This is a genomic window from Enterobacter sp. Taxon_8 (genome assembly GCF_058354585.1).
Genome location: NZ_CM177989.1, coordinates 2015176 through 2041418, shown reverse-complemented (window position 1 = coordinate 2041418; position 26243 = coordinate 2015176). Strand labels below are relative to the sequence as shown.

The window sequence follows — 26243 nt, the reverse complement described above, 5'->3', positions numbered from 1 at the left end:
CCACGGAGTGGCAATCTACTCCCATGAAAAATATCTGTCAACGGACCAGAAAGGAGAAAAAGGTGATTGCAAAGCAGCTCAGCGCAATATTGTGAGCTGCCGCAAAGAAAGAACGGGGAAAAGAGGAAATGCGGTTAACCGTCGCCAGTCCCTCCCCCGTCAGGGAAAGGGCTAACGCCAACGGGAATTATTGGGATAAGTAGCGGCGAGAAAGCCGTTTTGCCACCTTTTGCAACAGCGGTTCGAGCGCCACGGCCAGCACCATTCTGACCGGCTTGCGGGCAACGGATTTAATTGCCCAACCTGCCACACCTGCCGGGCCGAACCGTAACGCGGTCAGCAGGACCAGTTTACCTGCGATTTTCAGGCCGGGTTTTACCTTCTGACCGGCCTGTTGCCAGTGTTGTTTCATCTCATCTCTCTCTTAAAGCTGACGAAAGCGACTTCTCAGCGTAAACGTATCCGAGGTGACATAGCGTTCCATTTCCCGTAGCCGCTTCTCACTGGCGGCGAGTTGCTCATCAACGGCATTGAGAAGATCGCTGCTGGTCGGGGCTCCCTCCGCAGCCAGCTCTCCTTCCGGCATCGGGTCAAGAACAAACGACAGCACGATATAAGCTACCAGGGTGATAAATGCCAGACCAAAGAAGATCGACAGCACCGTCACCACGCGTACCAGCTTAACCGGGACGTCAAGATAATGAGCCAGCCCGGCACAGACGCCGCGCACCATGCCCTGCTGTGGAATTCGCCACAGCTTTTTGTTCAGATTCAGTCCAGACATTAACGGTCCCTCCAGTTTGGATGTTCAGCATCCAGGATGGCTTCCAGCGCCTGAATGCGTTCGCGCATTTTGTTCGCCTCATCGGAGAGCTGTACCAGACGCTGTTGTTCACTCTGGGAGAGTTCGCCCCGAGAAGAACGGTTGCTGTAGTGCAGCCATAGCCAAATCGGCAAAACGAACAGCACGAAAATTGTCAGGGGAATGGCCAGAAAAAGCGCGCTCATGTGTACTCCTTGTCTTATGATGCGGCACGCTCAGGTGCCGCAGGAATTATTATTGGTTGTCTTGCTTCATTTTGGCTTTCAGTGCCGCCAGCTGCTCGCTGATTTCATCATCAGCCTTCAGGTCGGCGAACTGTTGATCCAGCGACTTCTGCTTGCCGATGCCATGGCTTTCGGCTTCCGCTTCCATGTGGTCGATACGACGTTCAAACGATTCAAAACGCGCCATCGCTTCATCGAGCTTACCGCTGTCCAGCTGACGACGCACGTCGCGGGAGGAGCTTGCCGCCTGGTGACGCAGGGTCAGCGCCTGCTGACGCGCGCGGGTTTCGCTCAGTTTGTTTTCAAGCTCACCAATCTCTTTCTTCATACGGGTGAGCGTGTCGTCCACCAGCGTCACTTCATGCTCGAGCGTCGCGACCATATCGGCCAGCTTCTGTTTTTCGATCAGCGCCGCACGGGCCAGATCTTCTTTATCTTTGCGCAGCGCAAGTTCCGCTTTTTCCTGCCATTCGTTCAGCTGAGCGGTAGCCTGTTCAATGCGACGCGTAAGCTGTTTTTTCTCCGCCAGCGCGCGGGCGGAGGTTGAACGCACTTCAACCAGCGTGTCTTCCATCTCCTGAATCATCAGACGCACCAGCTTCTGCGGATCTTCCGCTTTCTCAAGCAGTGAGTTGATGTTGGCGTTCACGATGTCGGCAAAACGAGAAAAAATACCCATAATCAAATCCTCATAGTTCTGTTATCGGGCTATGCCCTGCTGTACTGATAATACAAACATCATGCCAACTTTTTATCTTATTGATTTCACTGAGCCTGATTGATTTTCATGCAATGAAGGTTTACTCTTTCTTGGTGAATATCGCTAAGGAGTGGTTAATTTCATCATGCCTGGATACAAAGACAATTTACTCGGCGAAGCAAATAGCTTTCTCGAAGTGCTGGAACAGGTCTCTCGCCTGGCGCCGCTTAACAAACCGGTGCTAATCATCGGCGAGCGCGGTACGGGTAAGGAACTCATCGCCAACCGTCTGCACTATTTATCCGGGCGCTGGGACGGCCCCTTCATTTCCCTGAACTGCGCGGCGCTGAATGAAAACCTGCTCGACACCGAGCTCTTCGGCCATGAAGCGGGTGCGTTTACCGGTGCCCAGAAACGCCATCCAGGACGCTTTGAGCGCGCCGACGGCGGTACGCTGTTTCTGGATGAACTGGCAACCGCGCCCATGCTGGTGCAGGAAAAACTGCTGCGCGTGATTGAGTACGGCGAGCTGGAGCGCGTCGGCGGTAGCCAGCCGCTGCAGGTGAACGTGCGCCTGGTGTGCGCCACTAACGCCAACCTGCCGGAGATGGTGGCGGAGGAGAAATTCCGCGCCGACCTGCTTGACCGCCTGGCCTTTGACGTCGTTCAGCTTCCTCCGCTGCGCGAGCGCAAAAGCGACATCATGCTGCTGGCAGACCAGTTTGCGATTCAGATGTGCCGCGAGCTCGGACTGCCGCTCTTCCCCGGCTTCAGCGATTATGCTCGGGAGACGCTGCTGGCTTACCACTGGCCGGGAAATATCCGCGAGCTAAAAAACGTCGTGGAGCGTTCCGTCTATCGCCACGGCAGCAGCGAGACCGAGCTGGACAACATCATTATCGACCCTTTTCAGCGCAGCGCGACTCCGCTGCCGGCACCAGCGTCTTCAGGCGATCTCCCCTCTCTGCCTCTCGATTTACGCCAGTTCCAGCACGAACAGGAGAAACAGCTGCTGGAGCACAGCCTTAAGACGGCGAAATATAACCAGAAACGGGCGGCTGAACTGCTGGGTCTGACCTACCATCAGTTAAGGGCATTGCTTAAAAAGCATCAAATGCGCTGACAATATCAGCACTTACCATAGACATTTTTACGAAGCAGGCGTAAGTGCGATACACTTTGCAGATCGAACCTAAAAACCTTAAAAATTATGCGTCTGGTTTTATCGTCCTTTTTTGCACTTGGTCTGTTTAGCAGCCTGGCCTTTGCCGCGCCCGGGCAAACGCCGCAGCCTGACATTCGTGACAGCGGCTTCGTCTATTGCGTAAGCGGCCAGGTGGATACCTTCAACCCGCAAAAAGCGGGCAGCGGCCTGATCGTGGATACCCTTGCCGCGCAGCTTTACGATCGTCTGCTTGACGTCGACCCGTACACCTACCGTCTGGTGCCCGAGCTTGCGGAAAGCTGGGAAGTGCTGGATAACGGCGCAACCTACCGTTTTCACCTGCGCGATGATGTCGCGTTCCAGCGCACGCCGTGGTTTACCCCCTCGCGCAAGCTGAATGCGGATGACGTGGTCTTTACCTTCCAGCGTATCTTCAACCGCAACCACCCGTGGCATAACGTTAACGGCAGCAACTTCCCCTATTTTGACAGCCTGCAGTTTGCCGACACCGTGAAAAGCGTGCGTAAGCTGGACAACCGCACGGTTGAATTCACGCTGACGCGCCCGGATGCCTCCTTCCTCTGGCACCTGGCGACCCACTATGCATCCGTCATGTCGGCCGAATACGCGGCTCAGTTGACGAAAAAAGATCGTCAGGAACTGCTCGATCGCCAGCCGGTCGGCACCGGTCCGTTCCAGCTGACCGAATACCGCGCCGGTCAATATATTCGTCTGCAACGCCATGAACACTTCTGGCGCGGTACGCCGCTGATGCCGCAGGTGGTGGTCGATTTGGGTTCTGGCGGGACGGGGCGTCTGTCGAAACTGCTCACCGGGGAATGCGACGTGCTTGCCTGGCCCGCGGCCAGCCAGCTCACGATTTTGCGCGACGATCCGCGCCTGCGCCTGACGTTACGTCCCGGCATGAATATCGCTTATCTGGCCTTTAACACGGATAAGCCGCCGTTGAATAACCCTGCCGTTCGACACGCTCTGGCGCTGGCGATTAACAACCAGCGCCTGATGCAGTCGATCTACTACGGCACGGCGGAAACCGCCGCCTCAATTTTACCGCGCGCCTCGTGGGCCTACGACGGTGAGGCTAAAATTACGGAATACAATCCGGCAAAAGCGCGTGAACAGCTGAAAGCGCTGGGGGCGGAAAACCTGACGCTGCAGCTTTGGGTGCCAACCAGTTCCCAGGCGTGGAACCCGAGCCCGCTCAAGACTGCCGAACTGCTGCAGGCGGATATGGCGCAGGTGGGCGTCAAAGTGATCATCGTACCGGTTGAGGGCCGTTTCCAGGAGGCGCGCCTGATGGACATGAATCATGATTTAACCCTGACCGGCTGGGCTACCGACAGTAATGACCCGGACAGCTTCTTCCGGCCGCTGCTGAGCTGTGCGGCGATAAACTCGCAGACCAACTACGCCCACTGGTGTAACCGGGAGTTTGACGCCGTGCTGCAAAAAGCGCTGTCTTCCCAACAGCTGGCCTCGCGCATCGACGCCTATGATGAAGCGCAGAAGATCCTGGCCCAGGAACTGCCGGTGCTGCCGCTGGCTTCTTCCCTGCGTCTTCAGGCCTATCGTTATGATATTAAGGGCCTGGTGCTGAGCCCGTTCGGCAACGCCTCGTTCGCCGGCGTATCGCGTGAAAAAGACCAAGAGGTGAAAAAACCATGATTATTTTTACCTTGCGTCGTCTCCTTTTGCTGCTGGTGACGCTCTTTTTCCTGAACTTTGTCGGCTTCAGCCTGAGCTATTTCACGCCCCACGCCCCGCTCCAGGGGTCGTCGCTGTGGGATGCCTGGCTGTTCTGGTTTAACGGGCTGCTGCACTGGGATTTCGGCGTATCCAGCATTAACGGGCAGCTTATTTCCGATCAGCTGAAAGAGGTTTTCCCGGCCACGATGGAGCTGTGCATTCTGGCCTTCGGTTTTGCCCTGATGGTCGGGATCCCCGTAGGCATGCTGGCCGGGATTTATCGCAACAAATGGCAGGATAAGTTTATCAGCGCCCTCGCCCTGCTCGGCTTCTCCATCCCGGTCTTTTGGCTGGCGCTGCTGCTGACGCTTTTCTTCTCGCTGACGATGGGCTGGCTGCCGGTTTCGGGTCGTTTTGACCTGCTGTATACGGTTAAAACAGTGACGGGCTTTGCCATCATCGATGCGTGGCTGTCCGATTCCGTATGGCGCCACGAGATGATCGTCAGCGCCCTGCGCCATATGGTATTGCCGGTGCTGACGCTGGCGGTTGCGCCAACAACCGAAGTGATCCGCCTGATGCGCCTGAGCACCATCGAGGTGTTTGACCAGAACTATGTCAAAGCCGCCGCCACGCGCGGACTGTCGCGCCTGACCATCCTGCGCCGCAACGTCCTGCACAACGCGCTGCCGCCGGTTATTCCGCGCCTGGGATTACAATTTTCCACCATGCTGACGCTGGCCATGATCACCGAGATGGTCTTTAGCTGGCCAGGCCTGGGGCGATGGCTGATTAACGCCATTCGCCAGCAGGATTATGCCGCTATTTCTGCGGGTGTGATGGTGATTGGTTCGCTGGTCATTATTGTTAACGTGTTGTCCGATATTCTGGGTGCCATGGCTAACCCATTGAAGCATAAGGAATGGTATGCCTTACGATAACGTATACAGTGAAAAGCGCACGCCCGGCGTGCTGCGTACCGTGTGGCGTAAATTCTATGGTGACACCACGGCAATGATCGGCCTTTATGGCTGCGCCGGTCTGGTATTGCTGTGCGTCTTTGGCTCGTGGTTTGCGCCGTATGGCATTGACCAGCAGTTCCTCGGCTATCAGCTGCTGCCGCCGTCCTGGTCGCGCTACGGCGAAGTATCTTTCTTCCTGGGAACGGACGATCTCGGACGTGACGTGTTGAGCCGCCTGCTGAGCGGTGCGGCCCCGACGGTCGGCGGCGCATTTGTGGTGACGCTCGCGGCAACGATCTGCGGGCTGGCGCTCGGTATTTTTGCGGGCTCCACGCATGGTCTCCGTTCGGCGGTGCTTAATCACATTCTGGATACGCTGCTGTCAATTCCGTCCCTGCTGCTGGCGATCGTTGTTGTTGCCTTTGCCGGTCCGCACCTGTCGCATGCCATGTTCGCCGTCTGGCTGGCTATCCTGCCCCGCATCGTGCGCTCGGTTTACAGCATGGTGCATGACGAGCTGGAAAAAGAGTATGTCGTCGCCGCGCGTCTGGACGGCGCGACAACCTTCAACATTCTGTGGTTTGCCGTACTGCCCAACATCGCCGCCGGGCTGGTCACTGAGATCACCCGCGCCCTGTCGATGGCGATCCTGGACATCGCGGCGCTCGGCTTCCTTGACCTCGGCGCGCAGCTGCCGTCGCCCGAATGGGGGGCGATGCTTGGCGACGCGCTGGAGTTAATTTACGTGGCGCCGTGGACGGTTATGCTGCCGGGTGCGGCCATCATGGTGAGCGTGCTGCTGATCAACCTGCTGGGCGACGGTATTCGCCGTGCAATTAACGCGGGGGTGCAATAATGCCGCTTCTTGATATCCGCAACCTCACCATTGAATTCAAAACCGGTGAAGGCTGGGTTAAAGCCGTCGATCGCATCAGTATCACCCTCGCGGAGGGTGAAATTCGCGGGCTGGTGGGGGAATCCGGCTCAGGAAAAAGCCTGATTGCCAAAGCTATCTGCGGCGTGGCGAAAGACAACTGGCGCGTGACCGCAGACCGTATGCGGTTTGATGATATCGACCTGCTGCGCCTCTCCCCCCGCGAGCGGCGTAAGTTGGTCGGGCACAACGTCTCGATGATTTTCCAGGAGCCGCAGTCCTGTCTCGACCCTTCCGAACGCGTGGGTAAACAGCTGATGCAGAACATTCCCGGCTGGACCTACAAAGGCCGCTGGTGGCAACGCGTTGGCTGGCGCAAGCGTCGCGCCATCGAGCTTTTACACCGCGTCGGGATCAAAGACCACAAAGATGCGATGCGCAGCTTCCCTTACGAGCTGACCGACGGCGAATGTCAGAAAGTGATGATTGCCATCGCGCTGGCCAATCAGCCGCGCCTGCTGATTGCGGATGAACCAACGAACGCGATGGAACCCACCACGCAGGCGCAAATTTTCCGCCTGCTGTCGCGTCTCAACCAGAACAACAACACCACCATTTTGCTGATCAGCCATGACCTGCAAATGCTCAGCAAATGGGCGGATAAAATTGACGTGATGTACTGCGGGCAAACGGTCGAAACCGCGCCGAGTGAAGATCTGATCACCGCGCCGCACCACCCGTATACGCAGGCGCTTATCCGCGCCATTCCGGATTTTGGCAGCGCCATGCCGCATAAAAGCCGCCTGAATACCCTGCCCGGGGCGATTCCACTGCTGGAATCTTTGCCGATAGGCTGTCGTCTGGGGCCGCGTTGCCCTTATGCACAGCGTAAATGTATCGAGACGCCACGCCTGACCGGGGCAAAAAATCATCTTTACGCCTGTCATTTCCCGCTGAACATGGAGAGAGAGTGAAATGGTCGAAACCTTGCTGGAAGTGCGCAACCTGAGTAAGACCTTTCGCTACCGCACGGGGCTGTTTCATCGTCAAACCGTCGACGCGGTGAAGCCGCTGAGCTTTACGCTGCGTGAAAAACAGACCCTGGCGATCATCGGCGAGAACGGTTCCGGGAAATCCACCCTGGCGAAAATGCTCGCCGGCATGGTTGAACCGACTGCAGGCGAAGTGTTGATTGACGATCATCCTCTGACCTTCGGCGATTACTCTTTCCGCAGCCAGCGCATCCGCATGATCTTTCAGGATCCGTCTACCTCGCTTAACCCACGCCAGCGCATTTCGCAGATCCTCGATTTTCCGCTGCGTCTGAACACTGACCTGGAGCCGGAGGCACGACGTAAGCGCGTATTCGAAACCCTGCGTATGGTTGGGCTGTTACCGGACCACGAAAGCTACTACCCGCACATGCTGGCACCCGGTCAGAAACAGCGCCTGGGTCTGGCGCGTGCGTTGATTTTGCGGCCAAAAGTGATCGTTGCGGATGAAGCGCTTGCCTCGCTGGATATGTCGATGCGCTCGCAGCTGATTAACCTGATGCTGGAATTGCAGGAAAAACAGGGGATCTCGTATATCTACGTCACCCAGCATCTGGGAATGATGAAACATATCAGCGATCAGGTGATGGTCATGCACCAGGGTGAAGTGGTTGAGCGCGGCAGCACCGCGGATGTGATGGCCTCCCCGCTTCATGAGCTGACGAAACGACTGATTGCGGGTCACTTTGGTGAAGCATTGACCGCCGATGCATGGAGAAAGGACCGCTAAGCGCGACGGCAAACAAAAATCGCCCCACTAAATTAGGGATTAAATAGACTTCATTCGCTATTTAATCCTTTACTCTTTCGTCTCCATCCCTGCTCCATATTTTATGCAATATCAATCAACAGTTCTTCTCCAGAATACCGGGACATTACGGAGGAGAAGAAATGAACACCACTACCTATGTTCTAAAATATACCGAGTATCTCATCAGAAAATGCCGTTCTTTTTTAATGTCGGATCTGCACTTTCATACTATCAGGCTAAAGAAAATATCCGGGAAAAGCCCCGACATTAAATCCCCCACTACGCTGAGTGAAAAAATATGCCATCGTCTGGTCTATGACCATAATAACTTCTACACCATGCTTGCCGATAAACTCGCCGTTCGGGCCTACGTTTCCTCCAGAACAACGCGCGTGAAAACGGTGCCATTAATTGGCGTTTATACCCGGGCGTCGCAGATTGATTTTTCAGTACTCCCTGACAAATTCGTCCTTAAGTGCAATCATGACAGCGGCAGCACAATAATATGTTCAAACAAAGCGCAATTTAACGTCAGGGATGCGTGTAAAAAACTGAGTCTCGCGTTAAAGAAAAATCTCTACTACACCACGCGCGAATGGCAGTACAAAAATATTACGCCCAGTATACTCTGCGAGCCGTTTGTCGATCTCTTCGATGATGCTGACAAAAACACAACGCCGGAAATGCTGAGGATCCATTGCTTTCATGGCGTTGCGCACTATGTTGAAGCGGATTTTACGGATAATAACGGCCAGGGTTTTATCAACGTTTACGACAGGCACTGGAACTTACAACCCTTCCAGATGGAATATCCGAATACACCGTTAGCGCCGGGCGAACCGGTCTTGTTCCGAGAGGCGTTGCTGGCATCCCAGGAGCTGGCGGATGGCATTGACTACTGCCGCGTTGACCTTATGCTAAAAAAAGATGAAATCTATTTCAGTGAAATAACCTTAAGCCCGAGACGCGGTAAACTGACGATTACCCCGCAGGAATGGGATGCTAAGCTAGGAAAAATATGGCATTTATCGCCGGCAGGCACATTTGACCTGCCGCTCACACTCACGAGTCGGGCCAGGTGAGTTTAAATAAAGAGTGGTTTTGCTTCGATAAGGTATAGGTAACATCGCCACCATGCGCCAGCATGATGGCTTTTACCACCGACAAGCCCAAACCACAGCCTTCCGGGTTCAACTCTCTGGCACCATTATCGCGCTGAAAGGGCTGAAATAAGAAATCATGAAACTCCCCTGGAATACCAGGTCCCCCGTCCTGAATAAGGATATAATTGCCTTTATCAGAAACGCCATTTTTCACGATGAGTGTGCGCGAGGTTGAATAGTGTAAGGCATTATCAAACAAAACGGTCAGACACTGATTGATGCGTAATGGATCGAATACGCATTGCTGATCCCTCAGTTCTGTTTTGATGGTAAATGCCTTACGGTTGAACTCGGGCATGAAGGTATCGAGCGCATTCTGTATTTCCCCTTTAAGATCCGTTCTGGACTGGCATAACGAGTATCCCGCCCCGCCATCCGAACTGATAACCCGGAGATCTTCAATCAGACGGGTTAACCCTTCCGTCTGTTTGAGAAGGTTATTAAACAGAACCGGGTCCGGGGTAAAAACACCGTCAACCAGCCCCTGAAGCCGTCCACGTAAGATCGTGACCGGGGTTCTCAGCTCGTGCGCAATCGCAGCATTCCAGGATTTCCTCTGTATATCCAGCGTCTGTAATTTTTCCGCCATTTCATTGAAATCCGTCACCAGGTGATTGATCTCACCCAGCCGGGAGCTGGCGCAGAATGCCCGTGCGTCAAGATCGCCCTGTGAAATCTTTTTCAGGCTGGATGCTACCGCGTTTAGCGGGGTGAGTATTCGCGATGAAAGTTTGACCGTGAAAAAGAGTGCGATAATCAGACTGATCGTCGTCGCGGTCCCAATCCACACCCAGTCCCACATCGTCATCTGCTCGTCATCGCCCGCAGCAGGACCGCCCGGGAGGTGATCCAGAATAAAGGAGTAAAAAAACCAGGAGCCCAGTATGGCGATGGCAATTATCGTAAACGTCAGCAACAGCATATAGGTTAAGATCTGACGACTCAGGACAGACTCTTTGTTCATTTCTTTTCCCCAAGCCGGTAACCCAGGCCTCGTATGCTCTCGGGAACGCCATAAAGGCCAGCAAGTTCCAGTTTTTTACGCAACTTGCTCATATGGCTGTCGACCGTTCTGTCGAGCGTATCCCCTTCCGGCAGACACGCGTTGAGTAGCTCTTCGCGTGAGCAGACCTTTCGCGGATATCTCACCAGGTATGTGAGCAATTTAAATTCAGTCGTCGTTAATACCGGGGAGACAACCTCTGCCCCCACGGTGACTTCCACGTAGAAGTCATCCGGGTAGACCGTAATAAATGGCGTTCTGAGCGGCTGGGAACCCGCCTGCTGAAGCGCGGGTTTTGTCCTGCGCAGCACCGCCTCAACCCGGGCGACGACTTCAGAAGGGTTGAAGGGTTTGATCACGTAATCATCCGCGCCCAGCCTCAGCCCCATGAGCTTATCGACATCCTGATCGAGAGCGGAAACCATAATGACGGGGACAGCGCTTTCCTGACGAAGCGTGGTAAGTACGCTCCAGCCGTCACATACGGGCAGGTGAATGTCCAGCAATATGAGATCCGGTTTATGGAGGCGATTGAGCGTTATGGCCTGCTCGCCCTGCCTGGCTCTGAGCGTTTTCATTCCCGAACGCTCTAAGTAGCTCATCAGTATATCGGCGATTTCGTCTTCATCTTCAACAATAAGGATCAGCGTATTTTTGTGCATTTTATCTCCGTGGGTGAAATCCCTTTGAGCACGCTATCAGATATCTTTAGCACAATAAGACACGGCCTCCGCGAAAAAGTGCCGTGGTCACGAAAATTTCCAGGTTGATTTAAATGCCCGGTTATTTCTCCACACAGCCTACACATTCAGTCAATAAAGACTCGACAATGTCCGCGCATAATCGCTATTGAGGCATAGTCCTTTGTGCATTGCGCGTTGCAAATTACCACTGTTTCTTCAAGATTTTATGAAGTTGGCTGAAATAATGAACATGGAACTTTCTAAATATTTCTCTCCTAAAAAACTGGGTATATATTCCCTGTTCCTGCTGCTGTCGTGGGGATTACTTTATACCTGGCTGGTACTGGTGCACAGAATGGATGAAAAAGTCGCCTCGACGCTGCTCTCTTCACCCATTATCTATGGCTGCATCGCATTTTCAGTGGTCTCTCTGATGATCCAAAATAAAGCCGGCGCGTTGACTGAGCTACTCGTCGTCGCCTTCTGGCTGATGATGATTTTTGTCTATCTCATTATTACGTTCACCGTACTGTTAAACGCGATGCCCGATATCGAAGATCTGATCTTTTACTACGAGTGTTATTTGATCATTTTTTTTGGCGGAGCACCGCTGTACCTCATTATGAGAATGATTTGAGCCGCTGCTCCACACGTCCTCCATAAACCGCCCATGTCCGCTAAACAGGCGCGCGGTAGAATCTCTACCTCACTCTTTCACACAAAAATAACTCACTGAAAAGTCTGACATGACTTACCCATAATGATGAACCGTAATAATAATTTTCGTTCTTCTGAACCTGCCGGTATGATGCGCTCGCTTAAAAAACTCGCGATACGGCACCGAAAAAAACTGGCTGTCACTTTCTTCCTGGTGGTGGCCGAAAACGTGACGTTTTTACTTTATCCCGTTCTGGCTGGCATCGCGATAAATGCCATCCTCGCCGGTGAAACGCTTAACGCCGCGCTGTATGGCCTGATGGTGCTTTGCATGTGGTTCATCGGTGCGGCCAGACGAAGCGTAGACACGCGCACGTTTGCACGCATTTATGCCGGACTCGCGGTTTCCGTCGTCCTGGCACAGCGCAAATACCAGCTTAACCATTCGGCGATCGCCGCCAGGGTAACGCTCTCGCGCGAATATGTGGATTTCTTTGAAATGCACCTTCCCCTGCTGATTACCTCGCTGAGCTCACTTTTTGGTGCCGCAATCATGTTGTTGTTTATTGAATTTTGGGCCGGCGTCATGTGCTTTGCGATTGTATTTATCCTGCTCGGATTTGTCTCAGAATATGCCCGTAAAAATGAATGGCTGTTCATGCGCCTGAATAATCGGCTGGAAAAAGAAGTGGATTATGTCCATAAGGCGGGCACGGCCACGCTTCACCGACATTACTCCACGCTGGCGCGTTTACGTATCGCATTATCTGACCGCGAGGCGTGGGGCTATTTGTGGGTTGGCGTGCTTGTTGCCGCGCTTTTTACGCTGACCATCGTCTGGATGACGCGCTCAACCGGCATCACCGCCGGACATATTTACTCGGTGATGACCTATATGTGGATGTTCGCAACGAGCCTCGATGACGCGCCGCAGCTTCTTGAGAAATTTTCGCAGCTCAGGGATATCGGCAAGCGCGTATCCACTGATGATGAAATTCACGTAACCGGACGTTAATTTAATGCCGCATTTTTTTATTGAACGCCCCGTTTTCGCCTGGGTAGTAGCGCTTTTTATCGTTCTGGCAGGACTCCTGTCTATTCCCCGTTTACCGGTTGCGCAGTATCCGGCGGTAGCACCGCCTGGAATCATTATTTCCGTCAGTTATCCGGGGGCCAGTCCCGATATCATGAACACGTCGGTGGTATCGTTAATCGAGCGCGAAATCTCTGGCGTAGATAATTTGCTCTACTTTGAATCATCCAGTGACACAACCGGTTCGGCATCGATTACCGTCACGTTTAAACCGGGCACGGACATCAAGCTGGCGCAGATGGATCTGCAAAATCAGATTAAGATCGTCGAGCCTCGTCTACCTCAGGCGGTAAGGCAAAACGGGATTAACGTCGAGGCCGCTAATTCGGGTTTTCTGATGATGGTGGGGCTTAAGTCCACGACAGGTCAATTTGAGGAAGCCGACTTAAGCGACTATTTTGCCCGAAACGTCAGTGACGAGCTTCGTCGCGTGCCCGGCGTAGGGAAAGTTCAGCTGTTTGGCGGCGAAAAAGCGCTACGAATCTGGTTGGATCCGATGAAGCTCCACACCTACGGCCTTTCGGTGAGCGATGTGCTTACCGCTGTTGGCCAGCAGAATGCCCTCGTTTCGCCCGGTAAAACGGGAGATGAGCCAGCATCTGAAGGACAAGGGGTAACGTATCCCATCACGGTGAAGGGACAGCTCTCCTCGGTAGAGGCGTTCAGGAATATCACCCTGAAATCTGACGCATCCGGCGCCCGCCTGAAACTGTCCGACATTGCGCGGATTGAATCTGGTCTGCAAAGCTACGCTTTTGGTATCCGCGAAAATGGCGTGCCCGCAACGGCGGCGGCAATCCAGCTCTCGCCTGGCGCCAACGCAATGAGTACGGCTTCCGGCGTACGGGCTCGCATCGACGAACTTTCCCGGGTGTTACCCGAAGGAATGGCGTTTACGATCCCCTTCGATACCGCGCCGTTTGTGAAACTTTCTATCATGAAGGTTGTTCAGACATTTGTGGAAGCGATGGTCCTGGTCTTCCTGGTTATGCTGCTGTTTCTGCACAAGATACGCTGTACGCTTATCCCGGCGATTGTTGCTCCCGTCGCCCTTCTTGGCACCTTCACCGTGATGCTGTTGAGCGGCTACTCCATCAATATTCTGACGATGTTCGGCATGGTGCTGGCGATAGGGATTATCGTTGATGATGCCATTGTGGTCGTAGAAAACGTCGAACGGCTGATGGAGGAAAAAAGCCTGTCCCCGCGTGACGCCACGCGGCAAGCCATGCAGGAAATCACCCCGGCGATTATTGGCATCACGCTGGTGCTGACCGCCGTCTTTATCCCCATGGGGTTTGCTGAAGGATCCGTCGGGATTATCTACCGACAATTTTGTATTTCCATGGCGGTCTCCATACTGCTGTCCGCGTTTCTTGCCCTGACGCTGACGCCTGCCCTGTGCGCAACGTTACTCAAGCCGCATAAGGCAGGAAAGAGCGGAGGCGGACGGTTCGCGGTCGGGTTTAACGCGCGCTTCCGCTCGCTTACCGCCTGTTACGAAGCCGGGCTGGGTGCCGTTCTGAAGCGAACTGGACGTATGCTGCTCCTGTACGTTGCGCTATGTGCTGCGCTGTTTTTGGGGATGTCTTCCTTACCGTCGTCCTTTCTGCCGGACGAAGATCAGGGCTATTTTATGTCTTCAATCCAGCTGCCTTCTGATGCCACCATGCAGCGTACCCTGCACGTGGTTAAAAAATTTGAAGGGGAAATTGCGGCCCGGCCGGATATTGAAAGCAACATTATGATCCTGGGGTTTGGATTTTCAGGTTCAGGACCGAATTCGGCTATGGCCTTCACCACGCTGAAGGACTGGAAATATCGGCAGGGTTCGACGGCCCAGGATGAAGCCGACCATATACAGGCCAGCATGGTGAACGTCTCTGATGCCGTCACGATGAGCCTGCTCCCGCCGGCCATTTCGGATATGGGCACCTCGTCGGGCTTTACCTGGTACGTGCAGGACAGAGCGGGACTCGGCTACGAGGCTTTAAAGCGAGCTGCCGATGCGCTGGTCCTGCAGGCCAATCAGCGTCCTGAACTGAGTGACGTGTATATAGACGGTCTTCCGGAAGGTACAAGCCTTGCGCTACAGGTGGACAGAGAAAAGGCAGAAGCGATGGGCGTTTCATTTGATGAAATCAACCAGACGCTCTCCGTCACCCTGGGCTCAAATTACGTCAATGACTATACGAACAGCGGCCGCGTTCAACAGGTGATTATTCAGGCCGATGCGCCCTACCGAATGCAGCCTGAGCAGATACTGAAATTATCAGTAAAAAACCGGATGGGTCAGATGGTGCCGGTATCTACATTTGCCACGCTTTCCTGGAACGTTGCGCCGCAGCAGTTGACGCGTTATCAGGGATATTCTGCTATTCGCATTACCGGCAATGCGGCGTCGGGAGAGTCCAGCGGCACCGCAATGAAGGTCATGGAAGGCTTATCCAGGAGCCTGCCTCAGGGTATGGCTGGCGAGTGGGCCGGGAGTTCGCTACAGGAGATAAAATCGGAATCTCAGCTTCCGGGCCTTATCGTCCTGTCGATACTGGTCGTATTTATGGTGCTCGCCGCGCTGTATGAGAGCTGGTCTATCCCATTCGCGGTCATGCTGGTCGTTCCACTGGGTCTTATCGGCGCGGTAGTAGCGGTGTCTGTCGCCGGCATGACGAATGACGTTTTCTTCAAGGTGGGCCTGATTACGCTCATCGGCCTGTCGGCCAAGAACGCCATTCTGATTGTCGAATTTGCCAGGCAGCTCCATAGTCAGGGGCAGCCCCTGCTGGCGGCAACCGTTCATGCCGCCAGCCAGCGCCTGCGCCCCATTCTGATGACATCGTTAGCCTTCACTCTGGGGGTTGTTCCGTTGATGCTGGCCAGCGGTGCGAGCGACAGTACGCAGCATGCCATCGGTACCGGAGTCTTTGGCGGCATGATTAGCGGCACGCTTCTCGCAATCTTCTTCGTACCGGTTTTCTTTATCGTTATTGTGCGTTTCATCGACAACATCAGAAAAGCGTGAATACCCTTGCGGGATCGCGCTTCCTCGCTGGTTGGATGAGGCGAAGCTGTTGCCGGGTGGTATACTGGACGAATGCTGAAATTTTGAGCCCCCGCGAGTCCGCGGCGCATTCTTCGGAGCAGGCGTCTTCGGAGAACAGCGAGAAATATCGTGACACAAGGGGCTGTGAGTGGGCTATAATTTCGAGCTAATTTCGAATGATTTTGAAATACTGCCTGTAACACTATGAATTACAAGGCAAAATTAGCAATGAATATAAGGATTAAAGCTATGGGTTTTCTTTCCGGTAAGCGCATTCTGGTGACTGGCGTTGCCAGCAAACTGTCCATCGCATACGGCATCGCACAGGCAATGCATCGCGAAGGCGCTGAACTGGCGTTCACCTATCAGAACGACAAGCTGAAAGGCCGTGTTGAAGAGTTTGCCGCGCAGCTGGGTTCCAGCATCGTGCTGGAATGCGACGTTGCACAAGACGAAAGCATCGACGGGATGTTTGCTGAACTGGCAAAAGCATGGCCGAAATTCGACGGTTTCGTTCACTCCATCGGCTTCGCTCCTGGCGACCAGCTGGACGGCGACTACGTAAACGCAGTTACCCGTGATGGCTTTAAAATCGCTCACGACATCAGCTCCTACAGCTTCGTTGCGATGGCGAAATCCTGCCGCGCGATGCTGAACCCGGGCGCAGCCCTGCTGACTCTGTCCTACCTGGGCGCTGAGCGTGCTATCCCTAACTACAACGTTATGGGCCTGGCGAAAGCCTCTCTGGAAGCCAACGTACGCTACATGGCGAACGCAATGGGTCCTGAAGGCGTGCGCGTTAACGCCATCTCTGCAGGTCCTATCCGCACCCTGGCGGCTTCCGGTATTAAAGATTTCCGTAAAATGCTGGCTCACTGCGAAGCGGTTACCCCGATTCGTCGTACCGTTACCATTGAAGATGTGGGTAACTCTGCAGCATTCCTGTGCTCTGACCTTTCCGCGGGTATCTCCGGCGAAGTGGTTCACGTTGACGGCGGCTTCAACATCGCTGCAATGAACGAGCTGGAAATTAAATAAGCTGTGACTCTCTTCCCGCACGGGAAGAGAGTTTCCCCCCTCCCCTCCCTTCGTTATTCCGTTCTGCTATTTGTTATCACCTAACAATATTTTTCCCTTTATCTGCCTTACGCCAGGATATTGATCGCCATTTTGAGATCAAGGAACGCACATGGAACAACGCCGTTTTTCCGGCAAAGGCCACTGGTATCACGAGACCCAGTCAAACCACGCGCAGACTGATGTTCTGCCCCTGGTGCCCGAAGCCGCTAACGTCGACGATCGTTTTTTGCTCGATTTAGCCTTGCCTGATGAGATTGTCGCCGCCTGTTCTGGCTGGCTTGCTCCTGCCAGAGCCTTATGCCACCAGCTGTTTCCGCTCTCGATTCCCGTGAACCGCCTGCATACGCTCAGCGCCTACGATCGGCTCAGTACCGCGCTAACGGTCGCACAGGCCTGCGGCGTTCAGCGGCTCTGTAACCACTATGCCGCCCTCCTCGCTCCGCTTCCCGGCCCGGACTCCTCGCGCGAAAGCAACCGACGTCTGGCGCAAATTACGCAGTATGCCCGCCAGCTTTCCAGCTCTCCTGATGTGATCGATGATAAAGCCCGCAACCAGCTTGACGAGGTGGGCCTGTCCACGTACGACATCGTGGTAATTAACCAGATTATCGGCTTTATCGGTTTTCAGGCGCGCGTGGTCGCAATTTTTCAGGCCCTGCTGGGACATCCTGTTCGCTGGTTGCCGGGACATCATATTCAGCCGCACACGCTCCCCGCTAGCCACGATGCGTGGACGCCGCTTTTACCTGTCGTTGAGCTGCGCTATGCGAATGCGCATCAGCTTGAGTCCTTGTCCCGCTGGCAGGCTGAACCCGCGCTTGAGGCGTTGACGCCGGTTCTTTGTCATGAGCCGACGCTGCTCGATCTGACCGGCGAAATCCTGTTAAACACTCGCGAAGAGATCCCACTGACTTCCACCGAACTTTCAGCGGCGCTCGAACTGCTGACACGCTCTCCGGACCGCTTCAGCGCCGCGCAGTTTACCCCGATCACGGATCAAGGGCTCACGGGCGAACAAGCCATCACGCTGCTTACCCGGAGTGCGTTTGATGGCTGGCTTAATCGTCTGAAAGTCGCGTTTGGTAAAGAGGAATAACCACACTCATTACCCAAAGACCGCTTGCTGAGACAGTGAGAATCGCGTAAAACTGTCAGCCGCTCAATGGCTACGAAAATAGAACATTATGTTTCAGGACAACCCGCTGCTAGCGCAGCTTAAACAGCAACTGCATTCCCAGACGCCGCGTGCAGAAGGGGTCGTAAAAGCCACGGAAAAGGGCTTTGGCTTCCTTGAGGTTGACGCGCAGAAAAGCTACTTCATTCCGCCTCCGCAGATGAAGAAAGTGATGCATGGCGATCGCGTCATGGCCGTCATTCATACCGAGAAGGACCGCGAGTCTGCCGAGCCGGAAGAACTGATCGAACCGTTCCTGACCCGTTTTGTGGGTAAGGTACAGAGAAAAGACGATCGTCTTTCTATCGTGCCGGATCATCCCCTGCTGAAAGATGCTATTCCCTGCCGCGCCGCCCGTGGCGTTGAGCATGATTTTAAAGAAGGTGACTGGGCCGTAGCAGAAATGCGCCGTCATCCTCTGAAAGGCGATCGCGGTTTTTATGCTGAACTGACCCAGTTCATCACCTTTGGCGCCGACCATTTCGTGCCATGGTGGGTCACGCTGGCACGCCATAATCTTGAAAAAGAAGCGCCGAACGGCGTAGCGACCGAGATGCAGGATGAGGGTCTGACCCGTCGCGATCTCACCGCGCTGGAGTTTGTCACCATCGACAGCGCGAGCACAGAAGATATGGATGACGCGCTGTACGCTGAAGAGAGCGCCGACGGCAAACTGCATCTGACCGTTGCCATTGCCGATCCCACCGCATGGATTGCCGAGGGCAGCAAGCTGGATGACGCGGCGAAAATCCGTGCGTTCACCAACTACCTGCCGGGCTTCAATATTCCGATGCTGCCGCGCGAATTGTCAGACGATCTCTGCTCGCTGCGTCCAAATGAAGTGCGCCCGGTCCTTGCCTGCCGCATGACTATCGCCGCAGATGGCGCGATTGAAGACGATATCGAGTTCTTCGCCGCCACTATCGAGTCGAAAGCCAAGCTGGCCTACGATAACGTCTCCGACTGGCTGGAAAATACCGGTAGCTGGAAACCTGATTCCGACGCCATTGCCGCGCAGATCCGTCTCCTGCATCGCATCTGCCTGAACCGCGGCGAGTGGCGTAAAACTCACGCGCTGGTGTTCAAAGACCGCCCGGATTATCGCTTTGTTCTGGGCGAGAAAGGCGAAGTGCTGGACATCGTGGCCGAACCGCGACGCATTGCAAACCGCATCGTTGAAGAGGCGATGATTTCCGCCAACATCTGTGCCGCACGCGTGCTGCGCGACAAACTGGGCTTTGGCATTTACAACGTTCACACCGGGTTTGACCCGGCGAATACCGAAGCGCTGGCGGCCCTGCTGAAGAATCACGATGTGCACGTTGATCCGGAAGAAGTGCTCACGCTGCCGGGCTTCTGCAAGCTTCGCCGCGAACTGGACGCGCAGCCGTCAGGTTTCCTGGACAGCCGCATTCGTCGCTTCCAGTCCTTCGCTGAAATCAGCACCGAGCCTGGGCCGCACTTTGGTCTTGGCCTTGAAGCTTACGCCACCTGGACATCGCCGATCCGTAAGTATGGCGATATGGTTAACCACCGTCTGCTGAAAGCGATTATCAAAGGTGAAACCATTGCCCGTCCTGAGGAGGACACCACGCAGCAGATGGCCGATCGTCGCCGTCTGAACCGCATGGCGGAACGTGACGTCGGGGACTGGCTGTACGCACGCTTCCTGCAGGATAAAGCAGGTACGGATACCCATTTTGCCGCAGAGATCATCGATATCAGCCGCGGGGGTATGCGCGTCCGTCTGGTCGATAACGGCGCTGTCGCGTTTATTCCTGCGCCATTCCTGCATGCGGTTCGCGACGAAATGGTCTGTAGTCAGGAAAACGGTACCGTGCAAATTAAAGGTGAAACAGTTTACAAAGTCACCGACGTGATTGACGTTAATATCGCCGAAGTTCGCATGGAAACCCGCAGTATTATCGCGCGTCCTGTCGCCTGATAACCGCTTACATTGTCGGTCTTTTCGTTTCGGAAGGGCCGACAATTTTTATTTTAATCCTCGCCACAAAATCATTATTTTTCCTTACTATTTTCAGTATCCCTTCGCCTAAAACCGCCATAATTATCTACAGTAAAAGAGTGTTGTTATATTCGGTTGCATGAATTTTTATACGCTCAGTATCCTTTTTAACCTGACTCGTTTTATTATAAGAAAGCAGGGAAAAACAACAGGTTCACTTCGGTTTTGCCGCTGTTTCTCAACGGAAAAGTCGACAACAAATGAATAATTTGTGCGCTAATGAACAGCTGCGGGAGAAAACATGATGGACGATCTGGAGCAGAATTTGCTGTTTCGCTACATGGGGACTCACAGCCCGTGGTGGCGCTTATCAGCTGACAGCAACGCTCTGCACCTTTCCACCAGCGAAAATGCCGATGTCACTCAGGTCGTGGCGCTGGACGATGAACAGGCCGATCTCATCCGTCATTTAACCGTTATTACCTCCAGCATTTCCATGTCGCTCTCCCTGTACGGAGAAGATGTCCCGGTGCATCTTGTGGGCCGCAAAATTACCCGTAACGAGTGGGCCGGAACCGCTTCCGCCTGGAACGATACGCCCTCCGTGGCGCGCGATCTGGCTCAAGGGCTCTCTTTTGCGGAACAGGTTGTCTCTGAGGCCAACTCCGTCATTGTTATTCTCGATCGGCACGGCAATATCCAGCGTTTTAACCGGCTTAGCGAAGAGTATACCGGCCTGAAAGAGCAAGAAGTGATTGGCCAGAACGTGTTTAAGCTGTTTATGAGCCGCAGCGAAGCGGCCGCTTCAAAGCGCAATATTACCGGTTTTTTTCGCAACGGCAGCTCCTACGAAGTCGAACGCTGGATCAAAACGCGTAAAGGGCAGCGGCTGTTTCTGTTCAGAAACAAATTCGTTCACAGCGGCAGCGGTAAAAATGAAATTTTCCTTATCTGTTCCGGGACAGATATTACCGAGGAACGCCGCGCTCAGGAGCGGCTGCGCGTGCTGGCCAATACCGATACCATCACCGGCTTGCCAAACCGCAATGCGATCCACGATCTGATTTCTGACGCCATCGTCAACCGCGGCGACACGCAGGTAGGCGTGGTGTATCTCGATCTGGATAACTTTAAAAAGGTCAACGACGCTTACGGGCATATGTTTGGCGATCAGCTGTTACAGGCTGTCGCCCTCGCCATTTTGAGCTGTCTGGATGAGGAACAGGTGCTGGCGCGACTGGGCGGTGATGAGTTTATCGTCATGGCCACCAATACCTCACAGGGCTCTCTGGAGGCGATGGCGTCGCGCATTTTAACCCGTCTGCGCCAGCCGTTCCGAATCGGTCTGATTGAGATTTATACCGGCTGCTCTCTGGGTATCGCCCTCGCCCCGCAGCATGGTAGCGACCGGGAAAGCGTCATTCGTAACGCCGATACCGCCATGTACACCGCCAAAGAGAACGGCCGGGGCAAGTTCTGCGTCTTCTCACCCGAGATGAACCAGCGCGTATTTGAGTATCTCTGGCTGGATACCAACCTGCGTAAAGCACTGGATAACGATCAGCTTCTAATCCACTATCAGCCCAAAATAACCTGGCGTGGGGAAGTCAGAAGCCTTGAAGCACTGGTCCGCTGGCAATCACCAGAACGCGGCCTGATCCCGCCGCTGGAGTTTATCTCTTATGCCGAGGAGTCGGGGCTGATTGTGCCGCTGGGCCGCTGGGTGATGCTTGATGTGGTTCGCCAGGTGGCAAAATGGCGCGATAAGGGAATTAACCTGCGCGTGGCGGTGAACGTCTCTGCACGACAGCTGGCCGACCAGACTATCTTCAGCGACTTAAAGCAGGCGCTGAAGGATCTGAATTTTGAATACTGCCCTGTCGACGTTGAGTTGACCGAAAGCTGTCTTATCGAGAACGAAGAGCTGGCGCTGTCCGTGATCCAGCAGTTCAGCAGACTCGGGGCGCAAATTCATCTGGATGATTTTGGCACCGGCTACTCTTCTCTTTCGCAGCTCGCCCGCTTCCCTATCGACGCCATTAAACTCGATCAATCCTTTGTCAGGGACATTCATAAGCAGTCTATTTCCCAGTCACTGGTGCGCGCTATTGTCGCCGTGGCGCAGGCGTTAAATCTGCAGGTAATTGCCGAAGGTGTGGAAAATGCAAAAGAAGACGCCTTTCTGACCAAGAACGGCGTCAACGAGCGGCAGGGTTTTCTGTTTGCTAAGCCGATGCCCGCTGCCGCATTCGAGCGGTGGCTAAAACGATATCAAGCGCGAAATCAACGTTAACTGGCTTTACGCAGACCCGCCGCGTGATGGCGGTTTTGCAGCGTGACCAGGCGCTCCATGTAGGCGATATCTTTCGGCTCCAGGCAGAAAGCAGCATCCACCCAGTCTTCCGTGATGTCCATCAGTTCACTGCGGGGCAATTGCAGAACGCGGGTACGGGCGCGCAGCATCGCCCTTACGCCGTTCAGTTTTGGCCGGAGCGTATCGATGAAGGTTCGGGTGGAGACATAGCTTTGTCCGGGTTCAAACAGGACTTCCACCAGCCCGTGCTGCTCGTACCATTCAGCCGTATGGGATTCCCCTTTGTAGATGAGTTCCTCCGCCAGCTTCATGCCTGAACGGCGTGCAACCAGGGAATATCCTCCCATACCCGGAAACAGGTTGAAGGCTATCTCCGGGAAACCTAAACGGGCATCGCGCTGAGCCAGGACGAAATGGTGCGCCAGAGCGGCCTCAAAACCACCTCCTAACGCACTGCCCTCGACCATTGCCAGAGTGATGGCTCCCGTATCAAACCCTCGTGAGGCCGCATGGACGCAATCAACGCAGGCGCGCGCGTACGCCCGCAACGCTTCCCGACGTCCGTTCTGAATGCACTCGACGAAGAACTGTAAGTCACCGCCCACATTGTACATCTCCGGAACCAGCGATCCGGTTACCCAAAAATCAACCGCAAAGCCAGACTGGCGAACCAGCCATGAAAAGTTCATGATCTCCTCAATTAACGCATGGTTAAAGCAAGGTCGCGGCTGAGCCCGCAGCATCATCCAGACGGTGTGACGCTCCGCCTCGTAATAACCCGACAGCTGCGTGAACCGTTCAGTGTCGGTAAACAGTGTACAGGTAGGCTGATTGATAACTGTCATAGTCTAATTCCTCTTATAAAAAAGCGCGTTGCGCGCAGTTTTAGACTAATCCACTCATTAAGCCTGCTACATGAGGGGGAATAAATTTATCACTTACGTTTATGTAATTTAGTTATTGCATTTTTTCCCTTCTCTTTTGACCCTAATTTCTGCATCATTGAAAATATTAACTTTTCGCGCCTGGAGTGAGATTATGTCGACTATTGACGCACAAGCTGTAGCACAACGAATTGATACCGTGCTGGATATCCTGGTGGCAGGCGATTATCACTCTGCTATCCGTAATCTCGAGATCCTGAAGTCTGAACTTCTCGCTCAGAATGGCGCTGACAATACGCCTGAAAACGGACAGCCAAAAGCGCCGTGGGAAGTTTAACCCCACCGTCTCCGACCTCGTTTTGCTTTATTAAATGGATGCTATGAATTCCCGACAACAACTCATTTTGCAGATGGTCATCGATCAGGGACGCGTAAGCGTAGTCGATCTCGCTAAAACCACTGGCGTTTCTGAAGTCACCATCCGTCAGGATCTTAATCTGCTGGAAAAACAGAGCTACCTGCGTCGCGCGCACGGATATGCTGTCCCTCTGGACAGTGATGACGTTGAGACGCGCATGATGAACAACTACGCGCTCAAACGTGAACTGGCTGAATTTGCCGCGTCCCTGGTGAACAACGGCGAGACCGTCTTTATTGAAAACGGCAGCAGTAATGCCCTTCTGGCGCGCACGCTTGCCGATCAAAAAGACGTGACCATCATCACCGTCAGCAGCTATATCGCGCATTTGCTCAAAGAGACGCGCTGCGAGGTGATACTGCTCGGCGGAATTTACCAAAAAAAAAGCGAAAGCATGGTAGGCCCGCTGACCCGTCAGTACGTCCAGCAGGTTCATTTCAGCAAGGCCTTTATTGGGATTGACGGCTGGCAGCCGGAGACAGGTTTTACCGGCCGGGATATGATGCGCTCCGACGTGGTGAATGCCGTGCTGGAAAAAGAGTGTGAAGCCATTGTGCTCACAGACAGCTCTAAATTTGGCGCCGTTCACCCTTACACGATGGGCCCCGTTTCACGCTTTAGCCGTGTGATTACCGACGAGCGGTTGAGCGACGCGCACCGTAATAAACTGGAAGACAGTGGTCTGATCGTCAATATTATTAAAACCAGCGCCTGACTCCCCTCCGCGCCCGAACTTCGGGCGCATACGCCTTTCTTTCTCTGAGATGATTCTTAACCCTGCTTTAAGAGTTTTTACCTGTTTAACCTGCATTAAAGTCGTAAAATTACTGTTAGCGATATAACAGGAAGTGACTATCACCTGCGTGATGAAGTAACGCCTGCGCGACCAGCTTTCACGGGAAAAAGAATTAAGTATTCGGTTCGTCTATACTTAATGCGTACATCTTTCCGTGAATCGATAATTCAGGAGAAAGTATTATGACCTTAACCAGCAAAAAATTAGCCGCCGCTGTTCTGGCAATCACTGTAGCAATGTCCCTGAGCGCGTGCTCTAACTGGTCTAAACGCGACCGTAACACCGCTATTGGTGCCGGTGCCGGTGCTCTCGGTGGTGCAGTATTAACGGATGGTAGTACGCTGGGTACATTAGGTGGCGCTGCTGTCGGTGGTATTATCGGTCACCAGGTTGGCAAATAATAATTATCCAAGCCTTCCCCGGTAATGCGATATTTAAACGCATTTCAGGTCTGACATACGCACGTATATAACACGAGCCACGGCATTTGCCGTGGCTCATTTATTTTAGCCGCCTGCCAGTTTGACTTTCATACCTTTGGCTTCCAGCAGAGATTTAATTAAATCACGTTTATCACCCTGGATTTCAATAATGCCGTCTTTCACGGCACCGCCGCAGCCACATTTCTTTTTCAGTTCGGCTGCCAGCGCTGTCAGTTCAGCATCATCAAGGTCAATGCCGGAGATAAGACAAACCCCTTTTCCTTTTCGTCCACTGGTCTGGCGCTGGATCCGAACAATGCCGTCCCCCTTTGGACGTTCCACTTTCGCTTTCGGTTCGTCAATACGCCCGCTATCGGTTGAATAGACCAGGCGGCTGTTGGAATCGGTCATTACGCCCCCTTCTTCAGCGATGCGTTAATAGCCTTAAGCGTCTCAGCCGGGTTTGCAGACTGCGTCACCGGACGCCCAATGACCATGTAGTCAACGCCTGCAGCCAGCGCCTGCTCAGGCGTCATAATGCGGCGCTGATCGCCCACGTCGCTGCCTGCAGGACGGATACCCGGCGTGACGAGTTTAAAATCCTTGCCCAGCGCTGATTTGAAACGTACCGCTTCCTGCGCGGAGCAGACGACGCCATCCAGGCCGCAATGCTGAGTCAGACGCGCGAGACGTTCGGCATGCTCCGCGGGTGACAACGTCACACCCAGGTCGCGTAAATCATTTTCGTCCATACTGGTCAGCACGGTGACCGCAATCAGCAACGGTGCATCTTTACCGAACGGCAGGAGCGCCTCACGGGCAGCGGTCATCATTCTTGCCCCACCCGACGCGTGGACATTAACCATCCATACGCCCAACTCTGCGGCTGCGGCAACGGCGTGCGCCGTGGTATTCGGGATATCATGGAATTTCAGATCGAGGAAAACGTCAAAGCCGCGCTGCTGCAGATCGCGAACGATTTGCGGTCCAAACAGCGTGAACATCTCTTTGCCAACTTTCAGACGGCAGTCGCGAGGGTCAATGCCGTCGACAAACGCCAGTGCAGCGTCACGCTTATTGTAATCAAGCGCAACAACAACAGGAGAATCCGTAATTACTCGGGAAGTGGAGGATGTAACAGACGTCATGACCAGCCCTTTTCGTCTATGGGCGCGCAGCGGCGCGGAACAGATAAACGGCCAGCATTCTACCTGCCGTCGTCGCAAATTGACAGAATCCATTTATTTCCCTGACAGGCCAGCAAACCGCACGGTGTTGAGAAAGCGTTA

Annotated in this window: 26 protein-coding genes; 17 read left to right on the top strand and 9 right to left on the bottom strand. The window is 54.0% G+C overall.

The features are described 5' to 3' along the window. Positions 1–187 precede the first annotated feature (187 nt). From pspD to pspA, 4 genes are read right to left on the bottom strand one after another with little or no spacing between them, the layout of a single operon-like run. The gene (pspD, locus tag AC4IBF_RS09670; protein ID WP_023312043.1) at positions 188–412 is read right to left on the bottom strand and encodes a phage shock protein PspD; all 225 of its coding nucleotides are present in this window, start codon (positions 410–412) and stop codon (positions 188–190) included. 12 nt (positions 413–424) lie between these two features. Then, entirely contained in the window at positions 425–784 is a 360-nt protein-coding gene (gene pspC, locus AC4IBF_RS09665; protein WP_252093075.1) for an envelope stress response membrane protein PspC, read from the bottom strand. Further along, the gene (gene pspB, locus AC4IBF_RS09660) at positions 784–1008 is read right to left on the bottom strand and encodes an envelope stress response membrane protein PspB (protein ID WP_023312045.1); all 225 of its coding nucleotides are present in this window, start codon (positions 1006–1008) and stop codon (positions 784–786) included. The genes pspC and pspB overlap by 1 nt, the downstream gene beginning before the upstream one ends. A gap of 49 nt (positions 1009–1057) precedes the next feature. Further along, on the bottom strand, positions 1058–1726 hold the full coding sequence (gene pspA, locus AC4IBF_RS09655; protein ID WP_029740507.1) for a phage shock protein PspA: 669 nt from the start codon (positions 1724–1726) through the stop codon (positions 1058–1060). Positions 1727–1892: 166 nt separating this feature from the next. Here pspA and pspF point away from each other — a divergent pair, with 166 nt between their 5' ends. From pspF to AC4IBF_RS09620, 7 genes are all read left to right on the top strand, one after another. Then, positions 1893–2870, top strand: a complete 978-nt coding sequence (gene pspF / locus AC4IBF_RS09650) for a phage shock protein operon transcriptional activator (RefSeq protein ID WP_136194970.1) — start codon at positions 1893–1895, stop codon at positions 2868–2870. 87 nt (positions 2871–2957) lie between these two features. After that, complete coding sequence (gene sapA, locus AC4IBF_RS09645; protein WP_136194971.1) at positions 2958–4598, top strand: ABC transporter substrate-binding protein SapA; 1641 nt, start codon at positions 2958–2960, stop codon at positions 4596–4598. After that, positions 4595–5560, top strand: coding sequence for a putrescine export ABC transporter permease SapB (gene sapB, locus AC4IBF_RS09640; protein WP_069719064.1), 966 nt, complete (start codon positions 4595–4597; stop codon positions 5558–5560). The genes sapA and sapB overlap by 4 nt, the downstream gene beginning before the upstream one ends. After that, complete coding sequence (gene sapC, locus AC4IBF_RS09635) at positions 5547–6437, top strand: putrescine export ABC transporter permease SapC (RefSeq protein ID WP_045415694.1); 891 nt, start codon at positions 5547–5549, stop codon at positions 6435–6437. The genes sapB and sapC overlap by 14 nt, the downstream gene beginning before the upstream one ends. Beyond that, positions 6437–7429, top strand: a complete 993-nt coding sequence (sapD, locus tag AC4IBF_RS09630; protein WP_008501228.1) for a putrescine export ABC transporter ATP-binding protein SapD — start codon at positions 6437–6439, stop codon at positions 7427–7429. The genes sapC and sapD overlap by 1 nt, the downstream gene beginning before the upstream one ends. A 1-nt stretch (position 7430) precedes the next feature. Then, positions 7431–8237 carry a putrescine export ABC transporter ATP-binding protein SapF gene (sapF, locus tag AC4IBF_RS09625; protein ID WP_115875370.1) on the top strand — a complete coding sequence of 269 codons (807 nt, stop codon included), beginning with the start codon at positions 7431–7433 and terminating at the stop codon, positions 8235–8237. Between the two features lie 161 nt (positions 8238–8398). After that, on the top strand, positions 8399–9340 hold the full coding sequence (locus tag AC4IBF_RS09620) for an ATP-grasp fold amidoligase family protein (RefSeq protein WP_491463271.1): 942 nt from the start codon (positions 8399–8401) through the stop codon (positions 9338–9340). Here the strand turns inward: AC4IBF_RS09620 and AC4IBF_RS09615 are convergent. Together AC4IBF_RS09615 and AC4IBF_RS09610 are read right to left on the bottom strand one after the other, a co-directional pair. Then, positions 9321–10385 (bottom strand): ATP-binding protein, encoded by a 1065-nt coding sequence (locus AC4IBF_RS09615; protein ID WP_325849238.1) that lies wholly within the window; start codon positions 10383–10385, stop codon positions 9321–9323. The genes AC4IBF_RS09620 and AC4IBF_RS09615 overlap by 20 nt on opposite strands. Continuing rightward, a complete protein-coding gene (locus tag AC4IBF_RS09610; RefSeq protein ID WP_252093076.1) occupies positions 10382–11086 on the bottom strand; it encodes a response regulator in 705 nt (234 codons plus the stop codon). Before AC4IBF_RS09610 ends, AC4IBF_RS09615 begins: the two co-directional genes overlap by 4 nt. A gap of 271 nt (positions 11087–11357) precedes the next feature. Between AC4IBF_RS09610 and crrC the strand changes: the two genes are divergently transcribed. The 7 genes from crrC (at position 11358) to pdeR (ending at position 22413) form a co-directional block, all read left to right on the top strand. Continuing rightward, positions 11358–11744 (top strand): colistin resistant protein CrrC, encoded by a 387-nt coding sequence (crrC, locus tag AC4IBF_RS09605; RefSeq protein ID WP_252093077.1) that lies wholly within the window; start codon positions 11358–11360, stop codon positions 11742–11744. Positions 11745–11867: 123 nt separating this feature from the next. Beyond that, the gene (locus AC4IBF_RS09600; RefSeq protein WP_239632638.1) at positions 11868–12779 is read left to right on the top strand and encodes an ABC transporter six-transmembrane domain-containing protein; all 912 of its coding nucleotides are present in this window, start codon (positions 11868–11870) and stop codon (positions 12777–12779) included. Between the two features lie 4 nt (positions 12780–12783). Beyond that, positions 12784–15879, top strand: coding sequence for a multidrug efflux RND transporter permease subunit (locus tag AC4IBF_RS09595; protein ID WP_252093078.1), 3096 nt, complete (start codon positions 12784–12786; stop codon positions 15877–15879). A 270-nt stretch (positions 15880–16149) separates the two neighbouring features. Next, positions 16150–16938 (top strand): enoyl-ACP reductase FabI, encoded by a 789-nt coding sequence (gene fabI / locus AC4IBF_RS09590; protein ID WP_003856831.1) that lies wholly within the window; start codon positions 16150–16152, stop codon positions 16936–16938. 151 nt (positions 16939–17089) lie between these two features. After that, positions 17090–18076: a CMD domain-containing protein gene (locus tag AC4IBF_RS09585; protein WP_133294568.1), complete on the top strand. Its 987-nt coding sequence runs from the start codon at positions 17090–17092 to the stop codon at positions 18074–18076. Positions 18077–18164: 88 nt separating this feature from the next. Then, positions 18165–20099, top strand: coding sequence for an exoribonuclease II (locus tag AC4IBF_RS09580; protein ID WP_143345206.1), 1935 nt, complete (start codon positions 18165–18167; stop codon positions 20097–20099). 322 nt (positions 20100–20421) lie between these two features. Next, positions 20422–22413: a cyclic di-GMP phosphodiesterase gene (pdeR, locus tag AC4IBF_RS09575; protein WP_111965957.1), complete on the top strand. Its 1992-nt coding sequence runs from the start codon at positions 20422–20424 to the stop codon at positions 22411–22413. On the opposite strand, the gene AC4IBF_RS09570 is transcribed toward pdeR, so the two are convergent. Continuing rightward, positions 22410–23279: a crotonase/enoyl-CoA hydratase family protein gene (locus AC4IBF_RS09570; protein ID WP_115875424.1), complete on the bottom strand. Its 870-nt coding sequence runs from the start codon at positions 23277–23279 to the stop codon at positions 22410–22412. The genes pdeR and AC4IBF_RS09570 overlap by 4 nt on opposite strands. Positions 23280–23472: 193 nt before the next feature. On the opposite strand from AC4IBF_RS09570, the gene AC4IBF_RS09565 reads away from it, so the two are divergent. From AC4IBF_RS09565 to osmB, 3 genes are all read left to right on the top strand, one after another. Next, entirely contained in the window at positions 23473–23655 is a 183-nt protein-coding gene (locus tag AC4IBF_RS09565; RefSeq protein ID WP_111965955.1) for a YciZ family protein, read from the top strand. A gap of 43 nt (positions 23656–23698) precedes the next feature. Further along, the gene (gene yciT / locus AC4IBF_RS09560; RefSeq protein WP_115875425.1) at positions 23699–24451 is read left to right on the top strand and encodes a DNA-binding transcriptional regulator YciT; all 753 of its coding nucleotides are present in this window, start codon (positions 23699–23701) and stop codon (positions 24449–24451) included. A 263-nt stretch (positions 24452–24714) separates the two neighbouring features. Further along, positions 24715–24933, top strand: a complete 219-nt coding sequence (osmB, locus tag AC4IBF_RS09555) for an osmotically-inducible lipoprotein OsmB (RefSeq protein ID WP_008501216.1) — start codon at positions 24715–24717, stop codon at positions 24931–24933. A 105-nt stretch (positions 24934–25038) separates the two neighbouring features. Here the strand turns inward: osmB and yciH are convergent, their stop codons facing one another. Together yciH and pyrF are read right to left on the bottom strand one after the other, a co-directional pair. Further along, on the bottom strand, positions 25039–25365 hold the full coding sequence (gene yciH / locus AC4IBF_RS09550) for a stress response translation initiation inhibitor YciH (RefSeq protein ID WP_115875427.1): 327 nt from the start codon (positions 25363–25365) through the stop codon (positions 25039–25041). Next, the gene (pyrF, locus tag AC4IBF_RS09545) at positions 25365–26102 is read right to left on the bottom strand and encodes an orotidine-5'-phosphate decarboxylase (protein WP_023335943.1); all 738 of its coding nucleotides are present in this window, start codon (positions 26100–26102) and stop codon (positions 25365–25367) included. The genes yciH and pyrF overlap by 1 nt, the downstream gene beginning before the upstream one ends. Between the last annotated feature and the right edge of the window lie 141 nt (positions 26103–26243).